Here is a 25,241-nt window from a genome sequence, read left to right on the forward strand (position 1 = left end):
ATTCATCCGCAAAGTTCAGTATAAAATCAACAGAAGACCTCGTAAAAAACTCAATTTTGAATCCCCTAAGAGTGTTTTCTTCAGACTTATTGTTAATTTTGCACTTGCCAGTTGAGAGTAGGCCTTTTTGCATATGAGAATATTACATGATTTTTATCCTCCCATTTGCATATTAGGCCGTTTCTTCGAATATTTGTCTTATCTTTGTCCTCGATAAAAGAGGGTATTCGTGACCTTCGCCAACAGTTAGATTGACTTTCCACCGGAAGTCACGGCGACCCTTGAAACGAATGATTTAATGAGCCGTTTAAAAATAGAGAGATATGATTGAGTTTGAAATCAAATCGGAAGTGCTTCCCGTAGGAAACCGGAACGGACGGCTGAAATGTGTGGGGAAGGTATGCCTGGTTTTGCAGAACGCTTGAAAGAATTGGATGACAAGGCAGCCGAGTCGCTGCTCTGGGAGCGAATAGCCGGCCTTCAGGGTTCTCTCTTCAAGACTTCCGGCAGGAAGGGTGCCGGAGGTGTGGAGTTTACCTACAGGGTGAAGAGAGACAAGTCCGGTTCCTGGTGCGGAGAGATGTTTGTCAGTACCAAAGGAAAATCCATCACTCGGGCGACCGTGATGAAGGCGTATCGGAGGGCAGCGGAGCTTGGCGGCGTGGTGCCCGGCCCGAAGACGCTGGGAACGTTCGGAGCCAGTTATCTATACAGCATCTTTCAGCGATTGGGGGTGATTAAGGAATGAGTCGGGAGAATGTGTTTCCCGGTCGGAGTATCATTCTTTATGGAGACCGGTCGATGCCGATAAGGTTATTCAGCCCCGTCGAACTGCCTGCGGTGCGAGACGATTGTCTGCATGTTGGCCAGTGCCCATTCCGTCAGTCGGTTGATGTGCGGAATGAGTGAATTGCCGATGTCCGTCAGTCGGTATTCCACTTTGGGCGGCACGACGGGATAGGTTTTCCTGGAAATCAGTCCGTCGGCTTCCAGTGTGCGGAGCGTGCCCGACAGCATCCGGGGAGAGATGTCAGGGATGGCCCGACACAATTCATTGAAACGGACTACCTTATGCTCGTCGATGGTGAGCAGGACGAGGAAAGACCATTTGTCACCAAAACGGGCTATGATGTTGCGTACCGGACAAAACTCTATGATTGAATTCTTTTCTCCTTTTTTCTGCATGAGCCAATGACGTTTTGCAGGCAAAGCTAATACATTTTTCCCGATTGTTGGTTATGGAGTCGCATTATATTTTTTTGGCTTTTTTTTGTGCCGTTGCAACTGCCTGGTTTTCTGTAAAAGGGAGGAAAAGGTTAGTAGGGGATGAAAATGTAACTTGTAGGAAAATAGAATCCTATAGGCTAACTTTACCATCAAAACAAATATATCGTTTAAAATCAATGTAGTATGAAACAGATTGAGAAAATTGCAGAAGCAAAGAATTTCAGCGCTATCAGCGTAGGCAAACTGAACGAATTGAGTGAATATGTATTGGAGCTGGGCCCGGACGTGAAAATCCCCGGAAAGGTGTTTGGCGGGGCATCCTTGCAGGCCACCGGAGCCGAGTTCTCCTTCCAGTCTTTTGCTCCCGGAACGGAGACGGGTTTCTTGCACACCCACAAGAACCATGAGGAACTGTATTTCTTCCTGTCGGGCAAGGGTGAGTTTCAGGTAGACGGAAAAGTGTTTCCGGTGGCCGAAGGCAGTGTGGTAAGGGTAGCTCCCGCCGGATTGCGTTCGGTTCGCAACAAGGGTACGGAGCCGCTTGTGATGCTTTGTGTGCAGTACAAAGGAGCTGCCTTTACGCCTGAAGATGCGATGGACGGCATTATCTCCGATGCCAAAGTGGTGTGGTGAGGGGCTGGCAGGCTGTCGCTGCCCTTACCATTCAATGACCAATGATTGGCGTGGTGTCATCTTCAGGTCTTCTGTGAAGCTGATGGGGTGGCCACTGAGGATGTCTGTGCCCTGTTTTGTATCTTTCAGGATTTCTTTGTAGAACTTCAGTGGCAGGGTCGTTTCGCTGTCTGTACCGTTTAGCATGACGAATACCGTCTTGCCTTCGTACTGGCGCGCGTAGGCATAAACGCCGTTTTGCACCATGAACTGTGTCATGCTGCCTTTGGCGATGACATCGTTTCCTTTACGCCAGTTCAGGATGGTCTTATAGAAGTTGTAGCATTCCTTCTGCAGGTCGGTGTGTCCTTCGGCGGTGAAGGCATTCTGCTTGTCGCCAGCCCATCCGCCGGGGAAGTCACGACGCACATAACCGTCACTCTTTGTTTTCACACCGTTCATCATGATTTCTGTACCATAGTAAAGCTGTGGAATGCGGCGCGTGGTGAGCAGTAGGGTTGTAGCCTGTTTCAACAGGGCGAAATTCTGTCCTTCACCCAGGAAGCGGTCGGTGTCGTGGTTTTCGATGAAAGCCAAGACACTGGCCGGGTTGGGGTAGAGGAAGTCATAGACGAAGTTGCTGTATATACGATCTAAACCTTTGAACCAGGTTTCGGTCTGTTCGTCCTTGGCGATATTTATCTTGTCGTAGAAGCTGAAGTCCATCACCGTTTTCAGGTTGCTGTTCTTCGGAGCTGATAGCTTGGAATCTTTCTGCCACCAGGCAGTGTAGACAGGCTCTGTTACCCACGTCTCGCCTACAGTGTTGTAATTGGGATATTCTTCGTTGAGCTCTTTCATCCATTGGCTCATTCCATCGTAGTCAGCATAGGGGTAAGTGTCCATGCGGATGCCGTCGATGCCTGCATATTCGATCCACCAGAAACTGTTTTGGATAAGGTATCTCAGTACGTGTGGATTCTTTTGGTTTAGGTCGGGCATGGCTGTTACAAACCATCCGTCGTTCATTTGGTCGAAGTCATATTTTGACGTGTATGGGTCTATGTGCGGAGTCAGCTTGAAAGAGGTCTGGACAAAATTGTTTTGATAGTCGGAGTGGTTGAACCAGTCTTTAGAGGGCATATCTTTGATCCAGATATGATTGATGCCGCAATGATTGAAGATCATGTCCATTACGATTTTGATACCACGCTGATGTGCTTTTTCGATTAGCTGGCTATATTCTTCGTTGGTGCCAAGACGAGGATCTACTTTATAGTAGTCTGTTGTGGCATAGCCATGATAACTTCCTCCTTCCATGTTGTTTTCCAAAACGGGAGTGAACCACAAAGCTGTTACACCTAAGTCTGTGAAATAGTCCAGGTGCTGCTCAATACCGGCCAAGTCACCGCCATGGCGGGCATTGGGATCATTGCGGTTTACTTTTGCGTCCAGCATACCTTCTATAGAGTCGTTATCCGGGTTCCCGTTTGCAAAGCGGTCGGGCATCAACAGATAAAGGGCATCCGACGCATCGAATCCTTTATGGTCGCTGCCTTTCATGACACGAGCTTTCAGTTCATATTCCTGCACAGTCTTTTTCTTTCCTTGAGCGAACGTGAGAGCTATTTTTCCAGGCTTTACGTCTTTGTCCAATCTCAGATAGATCAGCAGATAGTTGCTGCTTTCCAGTTTTACGATGCTACTCACGGCTACACCGGGATAATCTACTGTGACGTGTGCGTCGCCGATGCCTTCACCATAGACCATCAGTTGCAGTTCGGGGTTTTGCATGCCCGTGTACCAGAAGGGAGGATCAATTTTGTTGATGTTAGGTGCTGCGTAGGTAGCAAGGAACAGCAACATTGTTCCGAGAAGGGAAAAAACTTTCTTTTTCATGATCGTAATATATGATTGTTTTTCATGGTGCTAATATAAGACGATTGTCGGAGAAACACCATGTTTCTCCGACAATCGTTTCTCTTTATATTATGCAAACGTTTGCTTCTTTATTTTTGTCAATTCCCTTTCGGCTGACCGAAAAAGTTATAGCAAAGTATGTTTGGAGATTTGTAAGAGTAGAGCGGCATCAATACTTTTTGTTCAATCAGTTTCCCGATGTGTATCATTGTGATAATAAAAAAGGCGGAACCATTCATTGCTTATTTTCAATCTGAGGTACCGCCAAGCACCTTGTACACAAATAAGCACGAATAGTTCACACCCTATTGGGGGCGTGAACTTTTATCTGCTTATTCTCGTGTACTTCAAATTGGCGGTTTTCAGATTGAGAGAATAAGAGTTAAAAGCTCAAATATCTTTAATAAGAAGAATGGAAACGCTTTTCCAAATGTTATTGTTTTAAACTAAAATAGGAGAATGCCCCCGATAGGACATTCTCCTTATATAAAAGTAGTTCGTATTACTTATTCAAAGCCTGAGCTACATCAACGGCGCAAGCTACTGTACAACCTACCATCGGGTTGTTGCCGATACCCAGGAAGCCCATCATTTCTACGTGGGCGGGAACCGATGAAGAACCGGCGAACTGAGCATCCGAGTGCATGCGGCCCATCGTATCGGTCATACCGTAGGAAGCGGGGCCGGCAGCCATGTTGTCCGGGTGCAGGGTACGGCCTGTACCACCTCCCGAAGCTACCGAGAAGTAAGGCTTGCCTGCCAGTACGCGTTCTTTCTTGTACGTACCTGCAACGGGGTGCTGGAAGCGGGTCGGGTTGGTAGAGTTACCCGTGATGGATACGTCTACGCCTTCTTTCCACATGATGGCTACACCTTCGCGAACGTCGTCGGCACCATAGCATTTAACTTTGGCGCGGGGGCCGTCGCTGTATGCAATTTCCTTTACAACTTTCAGTTCGCCCGTGTAGTAGTCGAACTGCGTCTGAACGTAAGTAAAGCCGTTGATACGGGAGATGATCATGGCGGCGTCCTTGCCCAGACCGTTCAGGATGCAGCGCAGAGGCTCTTTACGCACCTTGTCGGCTTTAGCGGCAATCTTAATGGCACCTTCGGCCGCAGCGAATGACTCGTGGCCGGCCAGGAAAGCGAAGCACTTGGTCTCTTCGCGAAGCAGCATGGCTGCCAGATTACCGTGACCCAGACCCACCTTACGATCGTCGGCTACAGAACCGGGGATGCAGAAAGATTGCAGACCGATACCGATGGCTTCGGCAGCTTCAGCGGCTGTCTTTACACCTTTCTTCAGGGCAATGGCGCAACCTACTACGTAAGCCCACTTTGCATTCTCGAAGCAGATAGGCTGCGTCTCTTCACACGTCTTATAAGGATCGAGGCCGTAAGATTCGCAGATTTGGTTCGCTTCTTCGATATCCTTGATACCGTTTTCGTTCAAAGCAGCCAGAATTTGTTTGATACGACGGTCTTGGCTTTCAAATTTCACTTCTCTAATCATATTCCTTCCTCCTTATTCTTTACGTGGGTCAATGTATTTAACTGCACCGGCCTCTTTGCTGAAGCGTCCGTAAGTACCGGTTATTTTCTTCAGAGCTTCGTTGGCATCTGTGCCCTTCTTGATTTCGTCCATGAACTTGCCCAAGTGAACGAATTCATAGCCGCAAACCTGATCATCTTTGTCCAAAGCGAGGGTCTTGATATAGCCTTCGGCCATTTCCAAGTAACGGGTACCTTTAGCCAAAGTGCCATACAGCGTACCTACCTGGCTGCGCAGACCTTTACCCAAGTCTTCCAGTCCGGCACCGATCATCAGACCGCCTTCAGAGAAAGCGGACTGAGTACGTCCGTACACGATTTGCAGGAAGAGTTCGCGCATAGCCGTATTGATAGCATCGCAAACGAGATCCGTGTTCAGGGCTTCGAGGATCGTCTTGCCCGGAAGGATTTCGGAAGCCATAGCAGCAGAGTGAGTCATACCGGAGCAGCCGATAGTCTCAACCAATGCTTCCTGGATAACGCCTTCCTTTACGTTGAGGGTTAATTTACAAGCACCTTGCTGGGGAGCACACCAACCGATGCCGTGTGTCAGACCAGAGATGTCAACGATTTCTTTAGCTTTTACCCATTTACCTTCTTCGGGAATAGGAGCCGGCCCGTGGTTGGGGCCTTTCTTTACAACACACATGTGTTCCACTTCGTGTGAATAAGTCATAATTAGCTCTTTTTAGTTGTTATAATTAAAAAAACATGGTTCCACTTCGTAAAACGTATTCGTTAAACGCAGGCAAAGTTAACCGTTTTCTTTTATCCTGCAAACCGTTCAAATTGACTTTTTTATTAAAAATAAGTAATGGGAGAACCTGCGTTTGTGTATTGCTAAGCAGACTTTGCAATCTGTCTACGTTTGGACGGGGTTCTCCCTTTTCTCTTTTCTTTATCGGAAATCGGACGTACAGGGGGAATCTGTTCCGTCTGCCGTGCCGGCTTTCATAATGTCCTCGACCAGACTGTTGATGTAGAGCTCCAGATAGCAGTAACCGCTGGCCGGGTCGATGTCCTTATAGGTCTTGCCTTTCGGCAGGTTTTGAGCGGCCCATGTGTCGGGTATTCCGTCGTTGTCCGTGTCCTGGGGCTTTTCGGTGCTGTTGTAAGCGGGCCATCCGCCGGCATCGGCCTGCGAGTCTATCAGGCCGTTGGTGCTTCCGTTGCTGCCTTCGTATTCGTATGTGTCGTCCTTCACGTCGTTCACGATGCGTTTGTCCACAGCATCGCGCTTCAGGCTGGCTCCGGCATAGGCCAGCACTTTGTCGTAGGCCTCGGAGGCAGTGTGAGTGCCTGTCGGTTCTACTTCATAGGCCGTCCGGCTGATGATGGCGCTTTTCCCGCCGTCGGGCAGGGGATAGTCGTTTTTGGTATCGGGATGAAGCCCTTCGGCATTGTCGCGGTTGACGGCATCAATCAACGATTGGTATTTGGAGGGCACCAGCCGTTTGTCGAACAAATTCCCGCTCAGATAGAATGTTCCCCAGATGCCGGCTTTGTTTTGCTTTGTTCCGTCGTCGGCGTTGGGCGCGAAGATGCGGTTGATCAGCCCTTTTTTCGTGACGGTCGATGGGCCTGGCTTGTAGTAATTGTTGACGAAGTTATAGCGTCCCCCTTCGCCTGCATAGCCTCCGTTGGTGGGGCCCCAGTTGTAGAACACATTGTTGCGGAGGTCTACCAGTTCGTCGTCGGGCCGGCCTGAGAAGCGGCTTCCGCAGAGACGCGGTGTGCGGCTGTTGTGGTGGGCCATGAGGTTGTGGTGGAAGCTGGCTCCTTCGCCTCCCCAGATGCCGCCATAGCCATGATTACCCTTGGTATGGACGGAGTTGGAGAGGCTTTCGCTGAGGATGCACCACTGCATGGTGAAGTTCTTGTTTCCGTAGAAGGAAGAACATTCGTCTGTACTCCAGCTCATGCTGCAATGGTCGATGATGACGTTCTGCTGGTCGCGCCCCCACATGGCATCGTCTTCCGTTTTCTGTTCGTCGCCCATGCGGTTTCGGATGAAGCGGATGATCACGTTGTCGGCTTTTACCACGAGCGAATAGTTCTTCAGACAGATGCCGTCGCCGGGGGCTGTCTGTCCGGCAATGGTGACATTTCCGTGCTTTATTTCAAGGCTTTTTTGCAGCTCGATGATGCCCGATACGTCGAAGACGATGATGCGCGGCTCCGACATGGCCAGACCGCTTCTGAGCGAACCGGCTCCGCTATCGTTCAGATTGGTGACATGGTAGACGATGCCACCGCGTCCGCCCGTCGTGGTGTTGCGTGCGAAACCTTCGGCACCGGGGAAGGCGGGAGCAGACGGGGCGGGCCCGTCCGGGGTATCTGTGGGAGTATCGTCGGGAACCGTGACGGGAGGTACAGGATCTTCGGTTGTGCTTGCCGGTGCCTGGCAGGCACTTGTCAGAAACAGCAGGAGCAGCCCTGCCTGGAAAAACAGATTTTTCATGATTTCATATAGATGTTTTAGTTGATTAATCGACGGCAAAAATAAGGAATTGTCGGCTGGGGGAGGTGTAGATTTTCTTTTTCTATGTGTAAGTTTCGTTCTTTTTCTTTTATTTCATAGCTTTGCCCCGATTTATATATGACGGACAGAAGTGATGATAGAAGTAAAAGACGAACTGTTGCAGCGGGCGGCCGGCGAGGGCATGGATGCCTTTATCAAGGTGTTCGCCGATGCGTATATGGAGGCTTTGGGAGGTAAGCTCACGGCTGAAAACATGGCTTTGCTGACGGGCGAACAACATACGCTGCTGGCCTATGGACTCTTTCGCGACGAGGTAATGGAGGGCGGTTTCTGCCAGCTCATCCAGAATGGGTATGGCGGATATATCTTTGACAACCCTTTTGCCAAAGCCATGCGCCTTTGGGGAGTGGGAGAACTGGGCAAGCTGATATATGCCGCCAAGAACATTTATGATGCCAATCGTGCCGACTTGGAGCGTGAACGCACTGACGAGGAGTTCATGGCCATGTACGAACAGTATGAAGCGTTCGACGATCTGGAAGATAAATTCCTGGAGAAGGAGGAAATGTTCACGGCGCAGGTGGCTGAATACGTAGACGAACATCTGAACCTTTTCGCCAAGGTAGTGTAGAAGAAGGCTGGCAGTCTCTTTCTTTTGCCGGTGGCAAAGCTATGCTTTACCGAAGGGGAAACATTGCTTTCTCTTCGATAAAACGCCGTTTTCTTAACCATGCTGAGGAAGAACACGGACGGGATGAGAACGGGGTTCTGAATAAAGGTTAAAATAGAGACTCAGGTGCAGTATTTTGGCATCCTTGTTATTTTTGTCTTAAAAACAATGAAAAAACATGGCGTGTAGTAGGCTACTCGCTCTATTATGTCTAATTTTGCAAAACTTAATATCAATCAATTTGAAAATGAAACAGATTAAAACTTTGATGGGGGCTGCCCTGATGCTGGTGATGGGCGTGTTAATGACTTCGTGTTTAGACTCGAATGATTCTCCTACAATGCAGTCTATTTATGTCAGAGTAGTGCATAATATGATGGGAGGGTATTATTTTGAAGATGCTGCGGGAAATACATTTATCCCGACTACATCCTCTGTGTCAAAAGTTGAGGCCAGTGGTTTTCAGGCTTCAGGAACAAATTTAGCATACATTATATTTGAGTATATTGAGGATGAAGCCCAACAAAAAGCGGGCGAAGTCACAAAAAAACAAGAATTCAAGATTGAATTGCTCGGCGCACAGTCAATAGATGGAGCAGGTGTTGTAATCGCTCAGGGTAAAGAGGATATGGACGCAAAGGCTCCTGAGACAGCACCTGTCGGCTCTTTGTATTTTGATAACGGTTGGGGGGGCGCCGTACAACCTGTATTGTATGATTCGAATGCTGTATTGGTTCCAATAAGCTTTTATTTGACCAATGATAGTGATAAGTTTAAGTTGCATAAGCTGTATCTGGCTTGTAATATGGAAGAAGTTACGGAAGGTGACACCAATCTTGTGTTCTATCTGAGACATTATCGGGGTGAAGATGAGAATGCAGCTGTCACGTATTCTCAGTGGTATGGTTTTGATATTAGGGAAGCCATACGTGCTTTTGCCGCTAAGGCGGGTGCTAATCCTGTCAAATTAATAATTAAAGCACATGAGTCCGCTAATATGACGACAGAAATCCCTAATGAATATAAGGATTATGAGATTGAATATAAAATGCCTGGCTCAAATTGAATTATAAAGAACTTCTCAATATAACCCTGAGACTGATTTCCTCCCCTGCGCAAGCTTGGGAGGAAATTCGTTTGGAGGATAGGCGAAAAGTCTTCACGGCTTTTGTTTATCCTATGATTGGTTTATGCGGGTTGTCCGTATTCATCGGTTCGCTGATAGCGTTGGGGTGGAGCGGCCCGCAGAGTTTCCAATATGCCATGACGAAATGCTGCGCGGTGGCGGTCGCTTTGTTTGGAGGTTACTTCCTGGCAGCTTATCTTATCAATCTGGCAGCCAGCCGTTTCTGTGGGATGGACGATAATTTGTCGCTGGTTCAGCAGTTCTCAGGCTATGCGATGGTGGTGATCTTTTTGCTGCGGATGGTGCTGGGCATCTTGCCCGACTTCCAAATCGTCGCCATGCTGTTGCAGTTCTATGTAGTCTATGTGGTTTGGGAAGGCAGCGTGCGGCTGCTTCAGGTGTCGGAAGCCAACCGCCTGCGTTTCACGCTGACGGCCTCCGTGCTGCTCATTGCCTGCCCGATGCTGATTGAATGGCTCTTCAACCGGCTGACCATCATGCTGAACTGATTTATCATTACCAATGTCCATTGCTGAAAATGAAACAGGCTCTTGTAAACATTAAGAACAAGCGCGCGACGTTCGACTACGAGCTGATAGATACCTATACCGCAGGCATCGTGCTGACAGGTACGGAAATCAAATCCATACGCTTGGGCAAGGCCAGCTTGGTGGACACATTCTGCTATTTTGCGAGCGGTGAGCTGTGGGTGAAGAACATGCACGTGGCCGAATACTTCTACGGATCGTACAACAATCACAACGCCCGCCGTGAGCGCAAGCTGCTTCTCACCCGCAAGGAACTGGAGAAGCTGGAGCGCACGTCTAAGGATCCCGGCTTTACCATCGTACCCGTCCGCCTCTTTATCAACGAGAAGGGGTTGGCTAAGCTCGTTGTGGCGCTGGCCAAAGGTAAGAAGCAATACGACAAACGCGAAGCGCTGAAGGAGAAAGCCGACAAACGCGACATGGAACGTATGTTCAAACGATAAAACCGATTTTATGAGACTGGAAGACTTGGTGCGCCGGCGCATCCTTATTCTTGACGGTGCGATGGGCACCATGATACAACGATACAACTTGACGGAGGCCGATTTTCGCGGCGAATCCTTTAAAGATATATCCGGGCAGATGAAGGGAAACAACGACTTGCTCTGCCTGACACGCCCCGACATCGTGTCGGACATCCACCGCAAGTATCTTGCCGCCGGGGCGGACATCATCGAAACCAATTCGTTTAACGCCACGCGCGTCAGCCAGGCAGACTATCATGTGGAGCATTGCGTGCGCGACATCAATCTGGCTGCCGCCCGCTTGGCCCGCCAGGCTGCCGATGCCTATTCGACGGAGGAGAAGCCGCGCTTTGTGGCAGGCTCTGTGGGGCCTACGAACAAGACCTGCTCTATGAGTCCCGACGTGAGCAATCCCGCTTATCGTGCCTTGACCTTCGACGACCTGGCCGACGCTTATCGCGAGCAGATGGCTGCCCTGCTGAAGGGTGGGGTGGACGCACTGCTTATTGAAACCATCTTCGATACTCTTAACGCCAAGGCTGCCCTCTATGCGGTAGAGCAGGCGATGGACGACACCGGCCGCCGCGTGCCGCTGATGCTCTCCGTCACCGTTTCCGACACGGCGGGGCGCACGCTGTCCGGCCAGACATTGGATGCCTTCCTGGCTTCCGTGCAGCATGCCGACATCTTCTCTGTGGGTTTGAATTGCTCGTTCGGCGCCCGTCAGTTGAAACCCGTTCTGGAACAATTGGCCGCCCGCGCCCCCTATTATATCAGTGCCTATCCCAACGCCGGGTTGCCCAACAGCTTGGGCCGGTACGACCAGACACCTGAGGACATGGCCCGCGAGGTGGGCGAATACGTCCGCGAGGGGTTGGTGAACATCATCGGTGGCTGTTGTGGTACGACAGAGGAATACATTGCCCGCTTCCCCGCCTTAGTGGAAGGTGCAACTCCCCATACGCCTGCCCCTGCACCGGAAAACTTGTGGCTCTCCGGGCTCGAACTGCTGGAAGTAAAGCCTGAAAACAACTTCGTTAACGTGGGCGAGCGTTGCAATGTGGCCGGTTCGCGCAAGTTCCTGCGGCTGATTAGTGAGAAGAACTACGAAGAAGCACTCAGCATTGCCCGCCGTCAGGTGGAGGACGGGGCACAAGTCATCGACATCAATATGGACGACGGCCTGCTCGATGCCCGCCAGGAGATGACTACGTTCCTTAACCTGATAGCCTCTGAGCCTGAGATTGCCCGCGTGCCGGTGATGATTGACTCCTCGAAGTGGGACGTCATCGTAGCCGGACTGAAGTGTGTGCAAGGCAAGGCCATTGTCAACTCTATCTCCTTGAAGGAAGGCGAGGAAAAGTTCTTGGAGCATGCCCGACTTATTCGCCGCTTGGGTGCCGCTGCGGTGGTGATGGCTTTCGATGAGCAGGGACAGGCTGACACCTACGAACGTCGTATTGCCGTCTGTAGCCGGGCCTATCGCCTGTTGGTTGATAAAGCGGGCTTTCGTCCGTCGGACATCATCTTCGACCCAAACGTCCTGGCCGTAGCTACAGGCATGGAGGAACACGACAACTATGCCGCCGACTTCATCCGTGCTGCGGGCTGGATACGCCGCAACTTACCCGGCGCACATGTCAGTGGTGGCGTCAGCAATTTGTCGTTCTCTTTCCGAGGCAACAATTACATCCGCGAGGCCATGCACGCAGTCTTCCTCTACCACGCCATCCGCGAGGGCATGGACATGGGCATCGTCAATCCTGCATCGTCCGTTCTCTATACCGACATTCCCGTCGATGTGCTGGAGCGCATCGAGGATGTCATCCTGAACCGTCGTTCCGATGCCGCCGAACGACTCATTGAGCTTGCTGAACGTCTGAAGACCGAAAAGGAGGCCGAAAAGGCCGACGGAATTTCCGCTCCCTTGCCGGCACAGCAGACCTGGCGCAGCGGCACGTTGGAAGAACGGCTTGCCTATGCACTGACCAAGGGCATCGCCGACTATTTGGAGCAAGATCTGGCGGAGGCACTGGACAAATACCCCAAGGCTGTGGATATCATCGAAGGCCCGTTGATGGCAGGCATGAACCATGTGGGCGATCTTTTCGGTGCGGGCAAGATGTTCCTCCCCCAAGTGGTGAAGACCGCCCGCACCATGAAGAAAGCTGTTGCCATCCTGCAACCCGCCATCGAAGCCGGGAAGACTGAGGGCATGACTTCGGCCGGACGGGTGCTGCTGGCCACAGTGAAAGGCGACGTCCACGATATAGGCAAGAATATCGTCGCTGTCGTGATGGCCTGCAACGGCTACGAGGTTATCGACCTGGGCGTTATGATGCCTGCCGAGACCATCGTGGAGCGTGCCCGGGCAGAGAAGGTGGATATGATTGGGCTGAGCGGACTCATCACTCCGTCGCTTGACGAAATGGTGCATGTGGCCGCCGAGCTGGAGAAGGCAGGCCTTGACATTCCCCTGCTGATAGGCGGTGCCACGACTTCGGCCCTTCATACAGCCCTGAAGATAGCTCCCGTCTACCACGCACCGGTGGTTCACCTGAAGGATGCTTCGCAGAACGCTGCTGTGGCCAGTCGCCTGATGAACCCGCGCCAGCGTGAGGCTTTCGTCCGAGAGCTGGATGAGGCAAATCGTGCGTTGCTGGCCCGCAACGAGGCCCGCCAGATGCCGACTGTCCCCCTTGAGGAGGCTCGCAAGCATCGTCTCAATTTGTTTCCTGACTGATTTCTCCTCCGCTGCCAAAAGGCGGCGGAGGCTTTCCCGTTTTCATATATCTTTTATCTTTGACCTGATATTTTAAGGCTATAAAGCACTTTACAATGTTGAAATGCTAATATTTCAATCTTTTAAGGCACCTGATTACTCTAAAATATGCTTTTAGCGGCCCTGAGACGATTTCATTGCGGAGGGAAGAGAAACTAAGGAAGCACTGCATAAGAGTGTGACGAAGCACGGTATGAGGGTATGAGAAAGCACTGTATGAAGGTATAAGAAAGCACTGTATGGCAGGGTGACAAAGCACTTCGTGGGAAGGTGAGGACGAGAAAGCAAGGGAAATGCAGATCAGTTTTTAAAAGTGGGAAGGAGAATAAAGAAAGAAAAGCATCTGCACCTTTCGGCAGGGAGACGGAAGGGTGCAGACGGGTAGAAGATTATTGGCGGATCTTCTTTTTGTACAGTTCGTACCGTTCGGTAATCTCCCGCACGAAGTTGTAAGTCGCCTCACCGCGAAAATAGCCGGACTTGCAGACAGAGTCGGTGAAGTATTCTTCGTTGGCTTTCAGTAGGATGTATTTCTCCACGTTGTCGCGCCAGACATTCTTGTCCTTTCCATACTTTTCGGCCAGGGCCATGGCGTCTTGCACATGACCGATGCCTGAGTTGTAGGACGCCAGGACGAAATTCACGCGCTCCTCTTCCGGCAGATCCTTGAAGCTTTGCGCCATCAGTCCGATGTACTTCACGGCAGCCTTCACACTCTCTTCGGCGTTCTGTTCTTTGCCTGCGGGTATGCCCATAGCGCGGGCGGTGGAGGGCATGAGTTGCATCAGGCCACGGGCACCGGCCCAAGAAACAACGGCAGTGTCGAAGTTGGACTCCGTGTAGGCTAATGAAGCCAGCAGGCGCCAGTCCCAGCCTATTTCCTTGGCATATTTCTTGAAAAGTTCGTCGTAGTGGGAAATTCGTCCTTCGTGCAGCGAGAGGATGGGAGTGTGATGCATTGATTTGCTGATTTCGAAGTATCGCTTCATACTGGCCTTGTCGCTGGGCGAGGTCATGTTGGTGCGGTACCATTCGCTGGCGGCACGTGCCAGTTGCGGGCAGTTGCGGCGGACAGCCCAGGAAGAACGCTGGTCGAAGCTGATGGCTAAGCTGATGTTCAGATTGGGGTAGTAGGTGCGGTTCAGGCGGGCGATGTCGTTGTCTGTCACCGTGTAAGGGATTTTTCCCTGTGCCACCTGTGCGATGAGGTCTTCAGCGCTTACACTGTCGCCTCTGACAAGGTGGATGCGGATGCCTCCGCCCAGTTCCTTGTCCAGGTTGACAAGTCGTTTGTAGTATTTTCCCGGCTTCACATAAACGTCTTTCCCGACGAGCTCGGTGACGTCTTTCAATGGCTTTCCCCGTCCGCCGTTACGTTGCACAATGACCTGATGGGTGATGACTTCTTCGCCGCAGTAGAGCAGGCTGTCTTTCCATTCTTTGGTGATGGGCAGGGCATAGGCTATCAGATCGCCTTCGCCGGCTTGCAGTTTGCGGATAAGGTCACGGGTGTTCCGGGCTACTTTCACCTTGAGCTTCAGACCGAGGCTTTTGGCGAACTGTTCGCTCAATTCGTACTGGAAGCCCATATCTTGTCCGCGATAGATGAAGTAGGACGTGGAGCTGTAGAGGGTAAGTACTACCAGCTCGCCGCTGTCTTTGATTTGTTGCAGGTCGTGTATGCGTTCTTTCTCGCCGCCCGCACGGTTGCTACGACAGCCTCCGATGACCAGCAGACACAGCAGGGCCGTTCCGATGATGCTTTTCAGTCTATGATTTTCCATTTGTCCTTTCCGGTTAGTCATTGTCATGAATATGTTGTTTGATGTACATCGTCAGGATGTCGATAGCCACCTGATTGTTTCCGCCTTCGGGCACGATGAGGTCGGCATATCGTTTGCATGGTTCGATGAACTGCTGGTGCATGGGTTTCAGTACGCGTATATAACGTTCCATGACAGCTTCGGCAGTACGTCCGCGCTCCACCATGTCGCGCTGGATGACGCGGATAAGGCGTTCGTCCGGGTCGGCATCGACAAAGACCTTCAAGTCCATCATGTTGCGCAGTTTCTTGTCGCACAGGGCCAGAATACCTTCGATGATAATGACATTATGCGGCTCGATGTGGATGGTTTCAGGTAGGCGCGAGCAGGTCAGATACGAGTAGGTGGGTTGTTCGATACTCTTGCCTTCGCGCAGCATGGCCACATGTTTGGACAGGAGGCTCCACTCGAAGGCGTCGGGATGGTCGAAATTGATGTACTGCCTTTCTTCTACAGGCACGTGGCTGCTGTCTTTGTAATACGAATCTTGGGGTAACAAGACGACTTCGCTTGCAGGCAAGCTTTCGATGATTTTCTTTACGACGGTGGTCTTTCCCGATCCTGTACCACCGGCTATTCCGATTATTAACATCTGTTTGAATGTATTTCTGAAACAAAACAAGTATTTTTGCATCCGTTTAAGGGCTGCACTTTTTGTCAGCGAATATAGCATAAATCATTAAAATAACAAAGTTATGGTGAAACACATTGTATTGTTCAAGTTGAAAGACGACGCATCGGCCGGTGCGAAGCTGGCTGCCATGCATGCTTTTAAGGCTGCCATCGAGGCGCTTCCCGCTAAAATTCCCTTTATCCGCAAGATTGAAGTGGGCCTGAACATCAATCCGGTCGAGACGTGGAGCATTGCCCTTTGCAGTGAGTTCGATACGTTGGACGACGTCAGGCAGTATGCCGTGCATCCCGACCATGTGGCTGCCGGAAAGCTGCTGGCCGAGGTGAAGGAAAGCCGTGCCTGTGTCGACTATGAATTCTGATGATACTCTAACCCGAAAAAAGTTTTATAAATGAGAAGAATACTGTTTTCACTGATTGTCTCTTTCCTGGCCTTCGCCGCGTATGCCCAAATACAGGAACCGGTGAAGTTCAAGACCGAGTTGAAGAATGTATCTGCCACCGAGTTGGAAATTGTGTTTACAGCCTCCATCGAGCACGGATGGCATGTATATTCCACCGACCTGGGTGACGGCGGTCCCATTTCGGCCACGTTCAATACCGATGAGCTGACCGGCGCCCGGCTGGACGGCAAGCTCCGTCCTGTGGGCAAGGAAGTAGCCTCGTTCGACAAATTGTTCGAGATGGATGTGCGTTACTTTGAACATACGGCACAGTTTGTCCAGAAGCTGAAGCTTACCGGCGGCACCTATCAGGTGAAGGGCTACCTGGAGTATGGCGCCTGCAACGACGAAAACTGCCTGCCTCCGACGCAGGTGGAGTTCAGTTTCTCCGGTAAGGCCGAGGGAGCTTCCGTCGCAGCGCAGACAGAGACTCAGGAGGAGAAGGCTGACACAGTTGCTCCTGCCGTTATCGGAGGTGCCGACGGCTCCACTTCCGTAGTGGTTTCCGACAATGATTTATGGAGTCCCGTCATTGATGAACTGAACGCCTTGGGTGAGACGACTTCACAGGAAGATATGTCATGGCTTTATATCTTTATCACCGGTTTTGTCGGCGGTTTGCTGGCGTTGTTCACTCCCTGCGTATGGCCCATCATTCCGATGACTGTCAGCTTCTTCCTGAAGCGTAGCAAAGACAAGAAGAAAGGTGTCCGTGACGCCTGGACCTACGGCGCTTCCATCGTAGTTATCTACGTCACACTGGGTCTGGCTATCACGGCCATCTTCGGTGCCAATGCGCTGAATGCCCTTTCTACCAATGCCATCTTCAACATCTTCTTCTGCCTGATGCTGGTGGTGTTTGCAGCTTCCTTCTTCGGTGCCTTCGAAATCACACTGCCGTCCAAGTGGAGCAATGCTGTGGATAGCAAGGCCGAGGCTACGACCGGTTTGCTGAGCATCTTTCTGATGGCTTTCACCCTGTCGCTGGTGTCTTTCTCCTGCACGGGCCCTATTATCGGTTTTCTGTTGGTACAGGTATCTACTACAGGCAATGTGATTGCTCCCGCCGTAGGTATGCTGGGCTTTGCCATTGCCCTGGCACTGCCTTTCACGCTCTTCGCCCTCTTCCCCTCGTGGTTGAAGTCCATGCCCAAGTCGGGCGGTTGGATGAATGTAATCAAGGTGACGCTGGGATTTCTCGAACTGGCTTTTGCGCTGAAGTTCCTCTCCGTGGCCGACTTGGCTTACGGTTGGCGTATTCTCGATCGGGAGACCTTCCTTGCTCTGTGGATCGTGCTCTTCGCCCTGCTGGGCTTCTATCTCTTGGGTAAGATCAAGTTCCCCCACGACGATGATGACACCAAAGTCAGCGTGACCCGTTTCTTCTTGGCACTGGCTTCGTTGGCTTTTGCCGTCTATATGGTACCCGGTTTGTGGGGCGCTCCACTGAAGGCGGTCAGTGCTTTTACGCCGCCCATGCAGACACAGGACTTCAACCTCTACAACAACGAAGTTCATGCCAAGTTCGACGACTACGATGCCGGTATGAAGTATGCCCGTGAACACGGCAAGCCCGTAATGCTCGACTTCACCGGTTACGGTTGTGTCAACTGCCGCAAGATGGAGCTTGCCGTCTGGACTGATATGAAGGTGGCCGACCTTATCAACAACGACTATGTGCTCATCACCCTCTACGTGGACAACAAGACCCGCCTGCCCGAACCGGTCAAGGTGATGGAAAACGGCACGGAGCGTACACTCCGCACCGTAGGCGACAAGTGGAGCTACTTGCAGCGTGTCAAGTTTGGTGCCAATGCCCAACCTTTCTATGTCTTGATCGACAACGAGGGCAAGCCGCTCAATAAGTCCTATTCCTACGATGAAGACATCGACAAGTATGTCGATTTCCTGCAGACAGGATTGGACAATTATAAGTAAGAAGGATCGATAGCAGTTCTGTTCAGGCACGGCTGGCGCGGATTTTTATCCGTACAGTTCGTGCCTGAATTATTTTATGTATCCGTGACCCTTGACGAAGGGTGTTCGTGACCCTTGATGAAGGGTATTCGTGACCCTTGACGAAGGGTGTTCGTGACCCTTGATAAAGGGTATTCGTGACCCTTGATGAAGGGTGTTCGTGACCCTTGATGAAGGGTATTCGTGACCCCTGATGAAGGGTGTTCGTGACCCTTGAAAATGAAAAGATGGATTGTAGGATTGGGCCTGCACCATAAAATACCAGGTTTCCTGCAAAAAGCGTTTCCAAATCAAGGTACTATCGCTGCTTTTTATTAACTTTGCGCAGTTATTAACGTAAAAAGCAATAAGAAACAGAGAGAAGAAAGACATAAGAAATTTGACGTATTAGTATTTACAGCAGTTTCTTTCGCAGATAAAACGACCATTTTTAAAAACCTGAAAGAAGCGAGCGTGGTGAATACGCCTGTATGGGGTGTGTTCCTATGGCTTGTTTCAGTTTGGGTTTGGGTGATTGGTCGTTACCTTCTGTGAGCTGGAATAGCCGGGTGCACACCTTTCTTATGTTCAATAGATATCTTAGTATTCACCTTTAAAAAACGACCGCCTATGAGATAAAAACAGTCCTTATATTTGCCCCGCCTGCATTTCTTCACATAGAAAAAACGACCAATTTTATTCTAAGCCCAGAGAAAGTCTACAGGTGATGCACCCCATTGCGATTTGTTATGAATGGGCGTGTTCCTTGTTGCACCAATCTCTATATGGAATGCTTCAAGGGGCACGCTTTATTATTTTCACAGTATTCATAACAATTCAAACAAACATCAATGACATCAAACGATGACACAATGCTCTCAAAAACGATTACGTTTTTGAGATTTCCACTGATTGTGGCTGTGGTGCTTATCCATACCTCGCTACATAAGGTTACAATTAATGGCGATCTGCTGGTGAGTGAAGAACAGTTTCCGATATATGCTTTATTGTGGCATATCGTATCGGATGAACTGGCTTGTATAGCTGTACCTCTCTTCTTCTTCATGTCGGGGTTCCTGTTCTTTTATCACACGGATTTCTCGCTGCGGGCATACGGGCAGAAACTGAAGACACGTGCCCGGACTTTATTGGTTCCTTATCTGTTCTGGAACATAATGGTATTGTTTTTGTATTTCCTTACCCAACAATTTCTGTCTTCAATGACATCGGGAAAAAACAAACTGATAACCGATTACGGCTGGATGGATTGGGTGAATATCTTCTGGTCTCATTCTGAGGGCAAGCCCATTTGTTATCAGTTCTGGTTTATACGCGATTTGATGGTCGTTATCCTTCTCTCGCCGATACTTCATGTCTTTATCAGACGCTGCAAGGTGTTCAGTGTACTTATATTGGGTGTATTGTGGTCCTTCGGCTTATGGATGGAAGTACCCGGATTTAGCAGCACGGCCTTTTTCTTCTTTTCTTTTGGTGCCTGGTTCAGTATCAATCGGCGCAATTTCACAGTCGACTTCCTTCCGATGCGTTGGAATGCTGCCTTTTTGTATCTGGCATTGGTCGTACTGAGCACATGGGTATGGCGTAACAACCTGATGGATACCGACTATATCCATAAAACAGGCATTGTAGTGGGATTAATCGCCATTGTCTCCTGGACGGCACGAGGTGTATCGACAGACCGTTTGCCCGTCAGCAAATTCTTGGCAGGCAGTTCGTTTTTTGTATATGCCTATCATGGAATGCCTTTGGCTCTTCTTGTGAAATATTGGGTAAAGCTGTTGGCTCCCATGAATGAATGGACGATGATTGCCGGTTATCTATGTGCATCGGTTTCCATCGTCGGCATAGGAGTGGGAGGCTATGCGTTGGTACGCAGATATTTCCCGACCTTAACGGCCTTGGTGACGGGCGGACGCTGAGTAAAATGGCAGAGTCAAAAGGCCGGGACCGAATAACGTCTCCGTTGATTTGATAGGGAAAACAAACTTTTTGTGATAAATATTTGGATGTTTCGATAATACAGTTTATTTTTGTCGCAAACAAATAAAGATATGAGAATTTTTGCAGTACATCATCATCATTATCCTAACGAATAAATTCGGTAGGCAGATGAGTGTATGTGCATGAAAGGATACATGAGGAAAGAAGCTTGCCGGAGTGAGGCAGGCTTCTTTTTTATTTGTTCTTTGGTTGATGGATTTTGAAAATTAGAGAAATAAGAAAGTTATGTTGAGAATTGCAATACAAGCAAAAGGTCGTCTTTACGACGAAACAATGTCATTTCTGGAAGAAGCAGACATCAAATTGAATGCGACGAAACGCACCCTGCTGGTTCAGTCGTCGAATTTCCCTATTGAGGTGTTGTTCTTGCGCGATGACGACATCCCGCAGACGGTAGCTACAGGAGTAGCGGACATCGGTATTGTCGGTGAAAATGAGTTTGTGGAGCGTGCTGAAGATGCAGAGATTGTGAAACGCCTGGGATTCAGTAAATGTCGCTTGTCGCTGGCGATGCCGAAGGACATCGAATATACAGGTGTGCAATGGTTTGAAGGGAAGAAAATAGCAACGTCCTATCCCGGCATCTTGTCCCGCTATCTGAAAGAACAGCAGGTGAATGCGGAAATCCATGTGATAACAGGTTCGGTAGAGGTGTCGCCGGGTATCGGATTGGCCGATGCTATCTTCGATATTGTCAGTTCGGGGTCGACATTAGTCAGCAACCGACTGAAGGAAGTGGAAGTGGTGATGAAGTCGGAAGCCCTGCTTATTGGCAATAAGAACCTGAGCGAAGGGAAGAAGGAGATCCTGAAAGAGTTGCTTTTCCGCATGGATGCAGTAAGGACGGCCGAGGACAAGAAATATGTGCTGATGAATGCTCCTAAGGATAAGCTGGACGAGATTGTGGCCGTACTGCCGGGTATGAAGAGCCCCACAGTAATGCCTTTGGCACAGGAAGGATGGTGTTCGGTTCATACGGTACTCGACGAGAACTGTTTTTGGGAGATTATCGGCAAACTGAAGGCGCTGGGTGCTGAGGGAATTTTGGTATTGCCTATCGAAAAAATGATTATTTAAACTACAGACAGTTTTATGATATTGATTGATTATCCTGTGAAATCGCAATGGCAGGAATTGCTGAAGCGGCCGGTTATGAATACCGAAAGCCTGTTTGGCACGGTGCAGGGCATTATTGACCGTGTGAAGGCAGGGGGAGACGAGGCGGTGATCCGGTATGAGTTACAGTTCGACAAGGTGAGCTTGTCAACATTGGCCGTGTCGCCTGAAGAGTTCGATGAGGCTGAAAACCTGATTGACGGGGAACTGAAGGCGGCCATCCGTTTGGCTGCCGGGAATATCTCAACCTTTCATGCCGCACAGCGTTTTGTGGGCAAAAAGGTGGAGACACAGCCGGGTGTGACTTGTTGGCAAAAGGCAGTGCCCATCGAGAAAGTGGGGCTATATATTCCCGGAGGCACAGCGCCGTTGTTTTCTACCGTACTGATGTTGGCCGTGCCTGCCTGCATAGCCGGATGTAGGGAGATTGTGTTGTGTACTCCTCCGGGCAGGAACGGGAAGGTACATCCGGCTGTTTTGTTTGCGGCTCGGGTGGCCGGCGTGCAGCGTGTGTTCAAGACCGGTGGCGTACAGGCCATTGCGGCGATGGCTTATGGCACGGAAAGTATTCCGAAAGTATATAAGATTTTTGGTCCGGGAAATCAATATGTCACGGCTGCCAAGCAGCTGGTCGGCTTGCGCGATGTGGCAATTGATATGCCGGCGGGGCCTTCCGAAGTGGAAGTGCTGGCAGATGCGACGGCCCATCCTGTGTTTGTGGCGGCCGACTTGTTGAGTCAGGCAGAACACGGAGTAGACAGCCAGGCCGTGCTGATAACGACATCGAAGGATTTACAGCAGGCCGTTAAGGACGAAGTGGAGCGTCAGTTAGACCGGCTTCCGCGTAAGGAAATCGCCGCTCGGTCTCTTGCCAACAGCAAATTGATTGTGGTAAAGGATATGGAAGAGGCGATTGAGATGACGAATGCCTATGCTCCCGAACACCTGATTGTAGAGACAGAGAATTATTTGGCTGTGGCAGAACGGATTGTCAACGCCGGTTCGGTATTCTTGGGTGCATTAACACCCGAAAGTGCCGGCGACTATGTTTCGGGTACAAACCATACGCTGCCTACCAACGGTTATGCCAAAGCCTACAGCGGCGTCAGCCTGGACAGTTTTATCCGTAAGATAACCTTTCAGGAAATCAAGTCTGAGGGGTTGTGCAAGATAGGTTCGGCCATTGAGGTGATGGCAGCCAATGAGTCGTTGGACGGCCATAAGAATGCCGTATCGGTAAGGTTGGATGCCGTTCGCCGTGATAAATGAATGTTTCAAGTAGGAAAGTTTGATATGAAGAAATCGTTACAGGAATTGGTAAGACCCAATATTTGGAAACTGAAACCTTATTCGTCCGCACGGGATGAGTACAGTGGAACTACGGCTTCCGTCTTCTTGGATGCGAATGAGAGCCCGTATAATAATCCTCACAATCGCTATCCCGATCCGTTGCAGCGGGATTTGAAAGTACATCTTTCTCAGATAAAGAAAGTACCGGTGGAGAATATCTTTCTGGGCAACGGAAGCGATGAAGCCATCGACTTGTTGTTTCGTGCCTTTTGCGAGCCTCGTATCGACAATGCAGTGGCCATCGATCCTACGTATGGCATGTATCAGGTATGCGCTGAAGTCAATGATGTGGAGTATCGGAAAGTGCTTTTGGACAAGCATTTCCAGTTTACGGCCGACCGTATGTTGGCTGTTTCCGACGAACACACCAAACTGATGTTCCTCTGTTCGCCCAACAATCCGACAGGTAACAATCTGTGCCGGACAGAGATTGAAAAATTGCTCGATTCCTTTGATGGCTTGGTGGTGGTGGATGAAGCTTACATTGACTTTTCGGAGGCCCGTTCTTTCTTGCTTGACCTGGAGAAATATCCGAACATTATCGTGCTTCAGACCTTTTCCAAGGCTTGGGGGTGTGCTGCCATCCGTTTAGGAATGGCTTTCGCAACGAAGGAGATTATTTCTATTTTCAATAAGATAAAATATCCTTATAATATTAATCAGCTTACTCAAAAGCAGGCGCTTGAAATGGTACTCCGTCATTATGAGGTGGAACGTTGGGTTAAGGTCTTGAAGGAAGAGCGTGCCTGGCTGGAGGAAGAATTCAGGGCTTTGCCTTGTACGGTACAGTTGTTCCCTTCGGATGCCAATTTCTTCTTAGTGCGGGTGACCGACGCTGTATCCATTTATAGCTATTTAGTGGGTGAGGGCATCATTGTACGCAGCCGTCATACGGTTTCACTTTGCGGCAACTGCTTGCGTGTTACGGTCGGTACCCGTCTTGAGAACGAACAGTTGCTGAAGGCTTTGAGAAACTATAAAGGAGATGTAAGGCAATGAAAAAGAAAGCATTGTTTATCGACCGGGACGGTACGCTGGTCGTAGAGCCGCCGGTCGACTATCAGTTGGATGCTTACGAGAAGCTGGAGTTCTATCCCAAGGTGATGCGAAACCTGGGATTTATTCGAAGCAAACTCGATTTTGAGTTTGTGATGGTAACCAATCAGGACGGGCTGGGGACAGCTTCTTTCCCCGAAGAGACCTTTTGGCCGGTGCATAACCTGATGATGAAGACCTTGGAGGGCGAGGGGATTACGTTCGATGAAGTCTGTATAGATCGCAGTTTCCCGGTTGACAATGCACCTACCCGCAAGCCACGGACAGGAATGCTGGCCCGTTACTTGAATAATCCTGCGTATGATTTGAAGGGAAGCTTTGTGATAGGCGACCGTACCACCGATGTGGAGCTGGCTAAGAACTTGGGATGCCGTGCCATTCTGTTGCAAGACGATAAGTCGATGTTGAAACCGGTGGCAGAGGGAGGAAATGCTCTTTGCGAGGGGCTGGAGGATGTTTGTGCTTTAGCTACGACCGATTGGGATCGGGTGGCCGATTTCCTCTTTGCCGGCGAGCGTCGGGCAGAAGTGCATCGGATAACTCACGAGACTGATGTCTTCGTGTCGCTCGATTTGGATGGCTCTGGCAAATGCCGCATTGATACGGGTCTCGGCTTCTTCGACCACATGCTGGAGCAGATTGGCAAACATGGAAGCATTGATTTGACGGTTCGTGTGAAGGGTGATCTTCATGTCGACGAACATCATACGATTGAAGATACGGCGTTGGCTTTAGGCGAATGTCTCTCTAAAGCCTTAGGCGACAAGCGCGGCATCGAACGCTATGGCTATTCGTTGCCTATGGACGATTGTCTCTGCCAGGTCTGTTTGGACTTCGGAGGGCGTCCGTGGCTGGTTTGGCAGGCCGACTTTAAGCGGGAACGGATAGGGGAGATGCCGACCGAAATGTTCTTGCATTTCTTCAAATCACTGAGCGATGCCGCCAAGATGAACTTGAATATCAAAGCTGAGGGCCAAAATGAACATCATAAAATAGAAGGTATTTTCAAAGCCCTGGCCCGTGCTCTGAAGATGGCCGTGAAGCGCGATATATATCGCTACGAGCTTCCTTCGTCGAAAGGAATACTTTGATGCAGGTCGGATATGTACTGTTTTACGGAGGTGGAGTGGGCATTTATGATTTGTTTGCGTAAGGTAACAGGGTGAATTATATTCCTTGGTCAGGTAAAAACCGCCGTTTTCCCCATCTTAAATCGTCGCTTCCTTCTTCATAGGCCGTCGTTTTCCCTTTTTCACCCTTCCGCCATCGGATAGCAGCATTGTACCGGTACGTGTGTGTTTGATATAATAATGTGTATTTTTGTATTCTTTCATCTTTCCTGTTCCGTTCGTGTTGTGTTTAGATGAATTATTTTAGTGCATTTAGAAAAAAAAGTTCTCTAAAAATTTGGATGATATGTTTCAGAGTTTCTACCTTTGCACCCGCTTTCCGTTAAGACG

General features: G+C 49.9%; 21 protein-coding genes. 14 read left to right on the forward strand and 7 right to left on the reverse strand.

Annotated features, from left to right (window positions below):
* Positions 1-385: 385 nt before the first annotated feature.
* On the forward strand, positions 386-748 hold the full coding sequence (locus Q0Z70_RS09335; protein WP_298073891.1) for a hypothetical protein: 363 nt from the start codon (positions 386-388) through the stop codon (positions 746-748).
* A gap of 65 nt (positions 749-813) precedes the next feature.
* On the opposite strand, the gene Q0Z70_RS09340 is transcribed toward Q0Z70_RS09335, so the two are convergent.
* Positions 814-1,185, reverse strand: a complete 372-nt coding sequence (locus Q0Z70_RS09340) for a helix-turn-helix domain-containing protein (RefSeq protein ID WP_298073893.1) — start codon at positions 1,183-1,185, stop codon at positions 814-816.
* Between the two features lie 225 nt (positions 1,186-1,410).
* Here Q0Z70_RS09340 and Q0Z70_RS09345 point away from each other — a divergent pair, with 225 nt between their 5' ends.
* Positions 1,411-1,860, forward strand: coding sequence for a cupin domain-containing protein (locus Q0Z70_RS09345; RefSeq protein ID WP_298073895.1), 450 nt, complete (start codon positions 1,411-1,413; stop codon positions 1,858-1,860).
* A 24-nt stretch (positions 1,861-1,884) separates the two neighbouring features.
* Here the strand turns inward: Q0Z70_RS09345 and Q0Z70_RS09350 are convergent, their stop codons facing one another.
* The 4 genes from Q0Z70_RS09350 to Q0Z70_RS09365 form a co-directional block, all read right to left on the reverse strand.
* Positions 1,885-3,738, reverse strand: a complete 1,854-nt coding sequence (locus tag Q0Z70_RS09350; RefSeq protein ID WP_298073897.1) for a glycoside hydrolase family 13 protein — start codon at positions 3,736-3,738, stop codon at positions 1,885-1,887.
* A 523-nt stretch (positions 3,739-4,261) separates the two neighbouring features.
* Positions 4,262-5,272: a GGGtGRT protein gene (locus Q0Z70_RS09355; RefSeq protein ID WP_297272292.1), complete on the reverse strand. Its 1,011-nt coding sequence runs from the start codon at positions 5,270-5,272 to the stop codon at positions 4,262-4,264.
* Positions 5,273-5,284: 12 nt separating this feature from the next.
* A complete protein-coding gene (locus Q0Z70_RS09360) occupies positions 5,285-5,986 on the reverse strand; it encodes a hypothetical protein (RefSeq protein WP_298073899.1) in 702 nt (233 codons plus the stop codon).
* A 222-nt stretch (positions 5,987-6,208) separates the two neighbouring features.
* Positions 6,209-7,771, reverse strand: a complete 1,563-nt coding sequence (locus Q0Z70_RS09365) for a pectate lyase (RefSeq protein WP_366807247.1) — start codon at positions 7,769-7,771, stop codon at positions 6,209-6,211.
* Positions 7,772-7,925: 154 nt separating this feature from the next.
* On the opposite strand from Q0Z70_RS09365, the gene Q0Z70_RS09370 reads away from it, so the two are divergent.
* The 5 genes from Q0Z70_RS09370 (at position 7,926) to metH (ending at position 13,343) form a co-directional block, all read left to right on the forward strand.
* Positions 7,926-8,423, forward strand: coding sequence for a DMP19 family protein (locus Q0Z70_RS09370; RefSeq protein ID WP_298073901.1), 498 nt, complete (start codon positions 7,926-7,928; stop codon positions 8,421-8,423).
* Positions 8,424-8,709: 286 nt separating this feature from the next.
* Positions 8,710-9,528 carry a hypothetical protein gene (locus tag Q0Z70_RS09375; protein ID WP_298073904.1) on the forward strand — a complete coding sequence of 273 codons (819 nt, stop codon included), beginning with the start codon at positions 8,710-8,712 and terminating at the stop codon, positions 9,526-9,528.
* Complete coding sequence (locus tag Q0Z70_RS09380) at positions 9,525-10,097, forward strand: Yip1 family protein (protein WP_298073906.1); 573 nt, start codon at positions 9,525-9,527, stop codon at positions 10,095-10,097. Before Q0Z70_RS09375 ends, Q0Z70_RS09380 begins: the two co-directional genes overlap by 4 nt.
* Positions 10,098-10,126: 29 nt before the next feature.
* On the forward strand, positions 10,127-10,579 hold the full coding sequence (smpB, locus tag Q0Z70_RS09385) for an SsrA-binding protein (RefSeq protein ID WP_298073908.1): 453 nt from the start codon (positions 10,127-10,129) through the stop codon (positions 10,577-10,579).
* 10 nt (positions 10,580-10,589) lie between these two features.
* Positions 10,590-13,343 carry a methionine synthase gene (gene metH / locus Q0Z70_RS09390; protein ID WP_298073910.1) on the forward strand — a complete coding sequence of 918 codons (2,754 nt, stop codon included), beginning with the start codon at positions 10,590-10,592 and terminating at the stop codon, positions 13,341-13,343.
* A 428-nt stretch (positions 13,344-13,771) separates the two neighbouring features.
* Here metH and Q0Z70_RS09395 read toward each other — a convergent pair whose 3' ends face one another.
* Together Q0Z70_RS09395 and udk are read right to left on the reverse strand one after the other, a co-directional pair.
* Entirely contained in the window at positions 13,772-15,166 is a 1,395-nt protein-coding gene (locus Q0Z70_RS09395; RefSeq protein ID WP_298073912.1) for a transglycosylase SLT domain-containing protein, read from the reverse strand.
* Between the two features lie 13 nt (positions 15,167-15,179).
* Positions 15,180-15,839 carry a uridine kinase gene (udk, locus tag Q0Z70_RS09400; protein WP_298073914.1) on the reverse strand — a complete coding sequence of 220 codons (660 nt, stop codon included), beginning with the start codon at positions 15,837-15,839 and terminating at the stop codon, positions 15,180-15,182.
* 61 nt (positions 15,840-15,900) lie between these two features.
* Between udk and Q0Z70_RS09405 the strand changes: the two genes are divergently transcribed.
* The 7 genes from Q0Z70_RS09405 to hisB all read left to right on the forward strand — a co-directional run bounded on the left by Q0Z70_RS09405 (position 15,901) and on the right by hisB (position 24,872).
* Entirely contained in the window at positions 15,901-16,200 is a 300-nt protein-coding gene (locus Q0Z70_RS09405) for a Dabb family protein (RefSeq protein WP_298073915.1), read from the forward strand.
* A gap of 30 nt (positions 16,201-16,230) precedes the next feature.
* The gene (locus tag Q0Z70_RS09410) at positions 16,231-18,219 is read left to right on the forward strand and encodes a cytochrome c biogenesis protein CcdA (RefSeq protein WP_298073917.1); all 1,989 of its coding nucleotides are present in this window, start codon (positions 16,231-16,233) and stop codon (positions 18,217-18,219) included.
* Between the two features lie 914 nt (positions 18,220-19,133).
* Positions 19,134-20,177 carry an acyltransferase family protein gene (locus tag Q0Z70_RS09415; protein ID WP_298073919.1) on the forward strand — a complete coding sequence of 348 codons (1,044 nt, stop codon included), beginning with the start codon at positions 19,134-19,136 and terminating at the stop codon, positions 20,175-20,177.
* A gap of 307 nt (positions 20,178-20,484) precedes the next feature.
* Entirely contained in the window at positions 20,485-21,336 is an 852-nt protein-coding gene (gene hisG, locus Q0Z70_RS09420) for an ATP phosphoribosyltransferase (RefSeq protein ID WP_298073922.1), read from the forward strand.
* 15 nt (positions 21,337-21,351) lie between these two features.
* Entirely contained in the window at positions 21,352-22,644 is a 1,293-nt protein-coding gene (hisD, locus tag Q0Z70_RS09425) for a histidinol dehydrogenase (protein ID WP_298073924.1), read from the forward strand.
* Between the two features lie 24 nt (positions 22,645-22,668).
* The gene (gene hisC, locus Q0Z70_RS09430) at positions 22,669-23,724 is read left to right on the forward strand and encodes a histidinol-phosphate transaminase (protein WP_298073926.1); all 1,056 of its coding nucleotides are present in this window, start codon (positions 22,669-22,671) and stop codon (positions 23,722-23,724) included.
* Positions 23,721-24,872: a bifunctional histidinol-phosphatase/imidazoleglycerol-phosphate dehydratase HisB gene (gene hisB / locus Q0Z70_RS09435; RefSeq protein ID WP_298073928.1), complete on the forward strand. Its 1,152-nt coding sequence runs from the start codon at positions 23,721-23,723 to the stop codon at positions 24,870-24,872. Before hisC ends, hisB begins: the two co-directional genes overlap by 4 nt.
* Positions 24,873-25,241 lie beyond the last annotated feature (369 nt).

Source organism: uncultured Bacteroides sp. (genome assembly GCF_947632445.1).
Lineage (GTDB): Bacteria > Bacteroidota > Bacteroidia > Bacteroidales > Bacteroidaceae > Bacteroides.

What these genes read in the sequence shown, in the direction of transcription:
- Q0Z70_RS09355 (WP_297272292.1), bottom strand. Translation starts at nt 5,272, where the DNA reads ATGATTAGAGAAGTGAAATTTGAAAGCCAAGACCGTCGTATCAAACAA.
- Q0Z70_RS09410 (WP_298073917.1), top strand. Translation starts at nt 16,231, where the DNA reads ATGAGAAGAATACTGTTTTCACTGATTGTCTCTTTCCTGGCCTTCGCC.
- hisG (WP_298073922.1), top strand. Translation starts at nt 20,485, where the DNA reads ATGTTGAGAATTGCAATACAAGCAAAAGGTCGTCTTTACGACGAAACA.
- Q0Z70_RS09350 (WP_298073897.1), bottom strand. Translation starts at nt 3,738, where the DNA reads ATGAAAAAGAAAGTTTTTTCCCTTCTCGGAACAATGTTGCTGTTCCTT.
- metH (WP_298073910.1), top strand. Translation starts at nt 10,590, where the DNA reads ATGAGACTGGAAGACTTGGTGCGCCGGCGCATCCTTATTCTTGACGGT.
- Q0Z70_RS09370 (WP_298073901.1), top strand. Translation starts at nt 7,926, where the DNA reads ATGATAGAAGTAAAAGACGAACTGTTGCAGCGGGCGGCCGGCGAGGGC.
- Q0Z70_RS09395 (WP_298073912.1), bottom strand. Translation starts at nt 15,166, where the DNA reads ATGGAAAATCATAGACTGAAAAGCATCATCGGAACGGCCCTGCTGTGT.
- smpB (WP_298073908.1), top strand. Translation starts at nt 10,127, where the DNA reads ATGAAACAGGCTCTTGTAAACATTAAGAACAAGCGCGCGACGTTCGAC.
- Q0Z70_RS09375 (WP_298073904.1), top strand. Translation starts at nt 8,710, where the DNA reads ATGAAACAGATTAAAACTTTGATGGGGGCTGCCCTGATGCTGGTGATG.
- Q0Z70_RS09365 (WP_366807247.1), bottom strand. Translation starts at nt 7,771, where the DNA reads ATGAAAAATCTGTTTTTCCAGGCAGGGCTGCTCCTGCTGTTTCTGACA.
- udk (WP_298073914.1), bottom strand. Translation starts at nt 15,839, where the DNA reads ATGCAAAAATACTTGTTTTGTTTCAGAAATACATTCAAACAGATGTTA.
- hisD (WP_298073924.1), top strand. Translation starts at nt 21,352, where the DNA reads ATGATATTGATTGATTATCCTGTGAAATCGCAATGGCAGGAATTGCTG.
- Q0Z70_RS09360 (WP_298073899.1), bottom strand. Translation starts at nt 5,986, where the DNA reads ATGACTTATTCACACGAAGTGGAACACATGTGTGTTGTAAAGAAAGGC.
- hisC (WP_298073926.1), top strand. Translation starts at nt 22,669, where the DNA reads ATGAAGAAATCGTTACAGGAATTGGTAAGACCCAATATTTGGAAACTG.
- hisB (WP_298073928.1), top strand. Translation starts at nt 23,721, where the DNA reads ATGAAAAAGAAAGCATTGTTTATCGACCGGGACGGTACGCTGGTCGTA.
- Q0Z70_RS09335 (WP_298073891.1), top strand. Translation starts at nt 386, where the DNA reads ATGTGTGGGGAAGGTATGCCTGGTTTTGCAGAACGCTTGAAAGAATTG.
- Q0Z70_RS09345 (WP_298073895.1), top strand. Translation starts at nt 1,411, where the DNA reads ATGAAACAGATTGAGAAAATTGCAGAAGCAAAGAATTTCAGCGCTATC.
- Q0Z70_RS09340 (WP_298073893.1), bottom strand. Translation starts at nt 1,185, where the DNA reads ATGCAGAAAAAAGGAGAAAAGAATTCAATCATAGAGTTTTGTCCGGTA.
- Q0Z70_RS09405 (WP_298073915.1), top strand. Translation starts at nt 15,901, where the DNA reads ATGGTGAAACACATTGTATTGTTCAAGTTGAAAGACGACGCATCGGCC.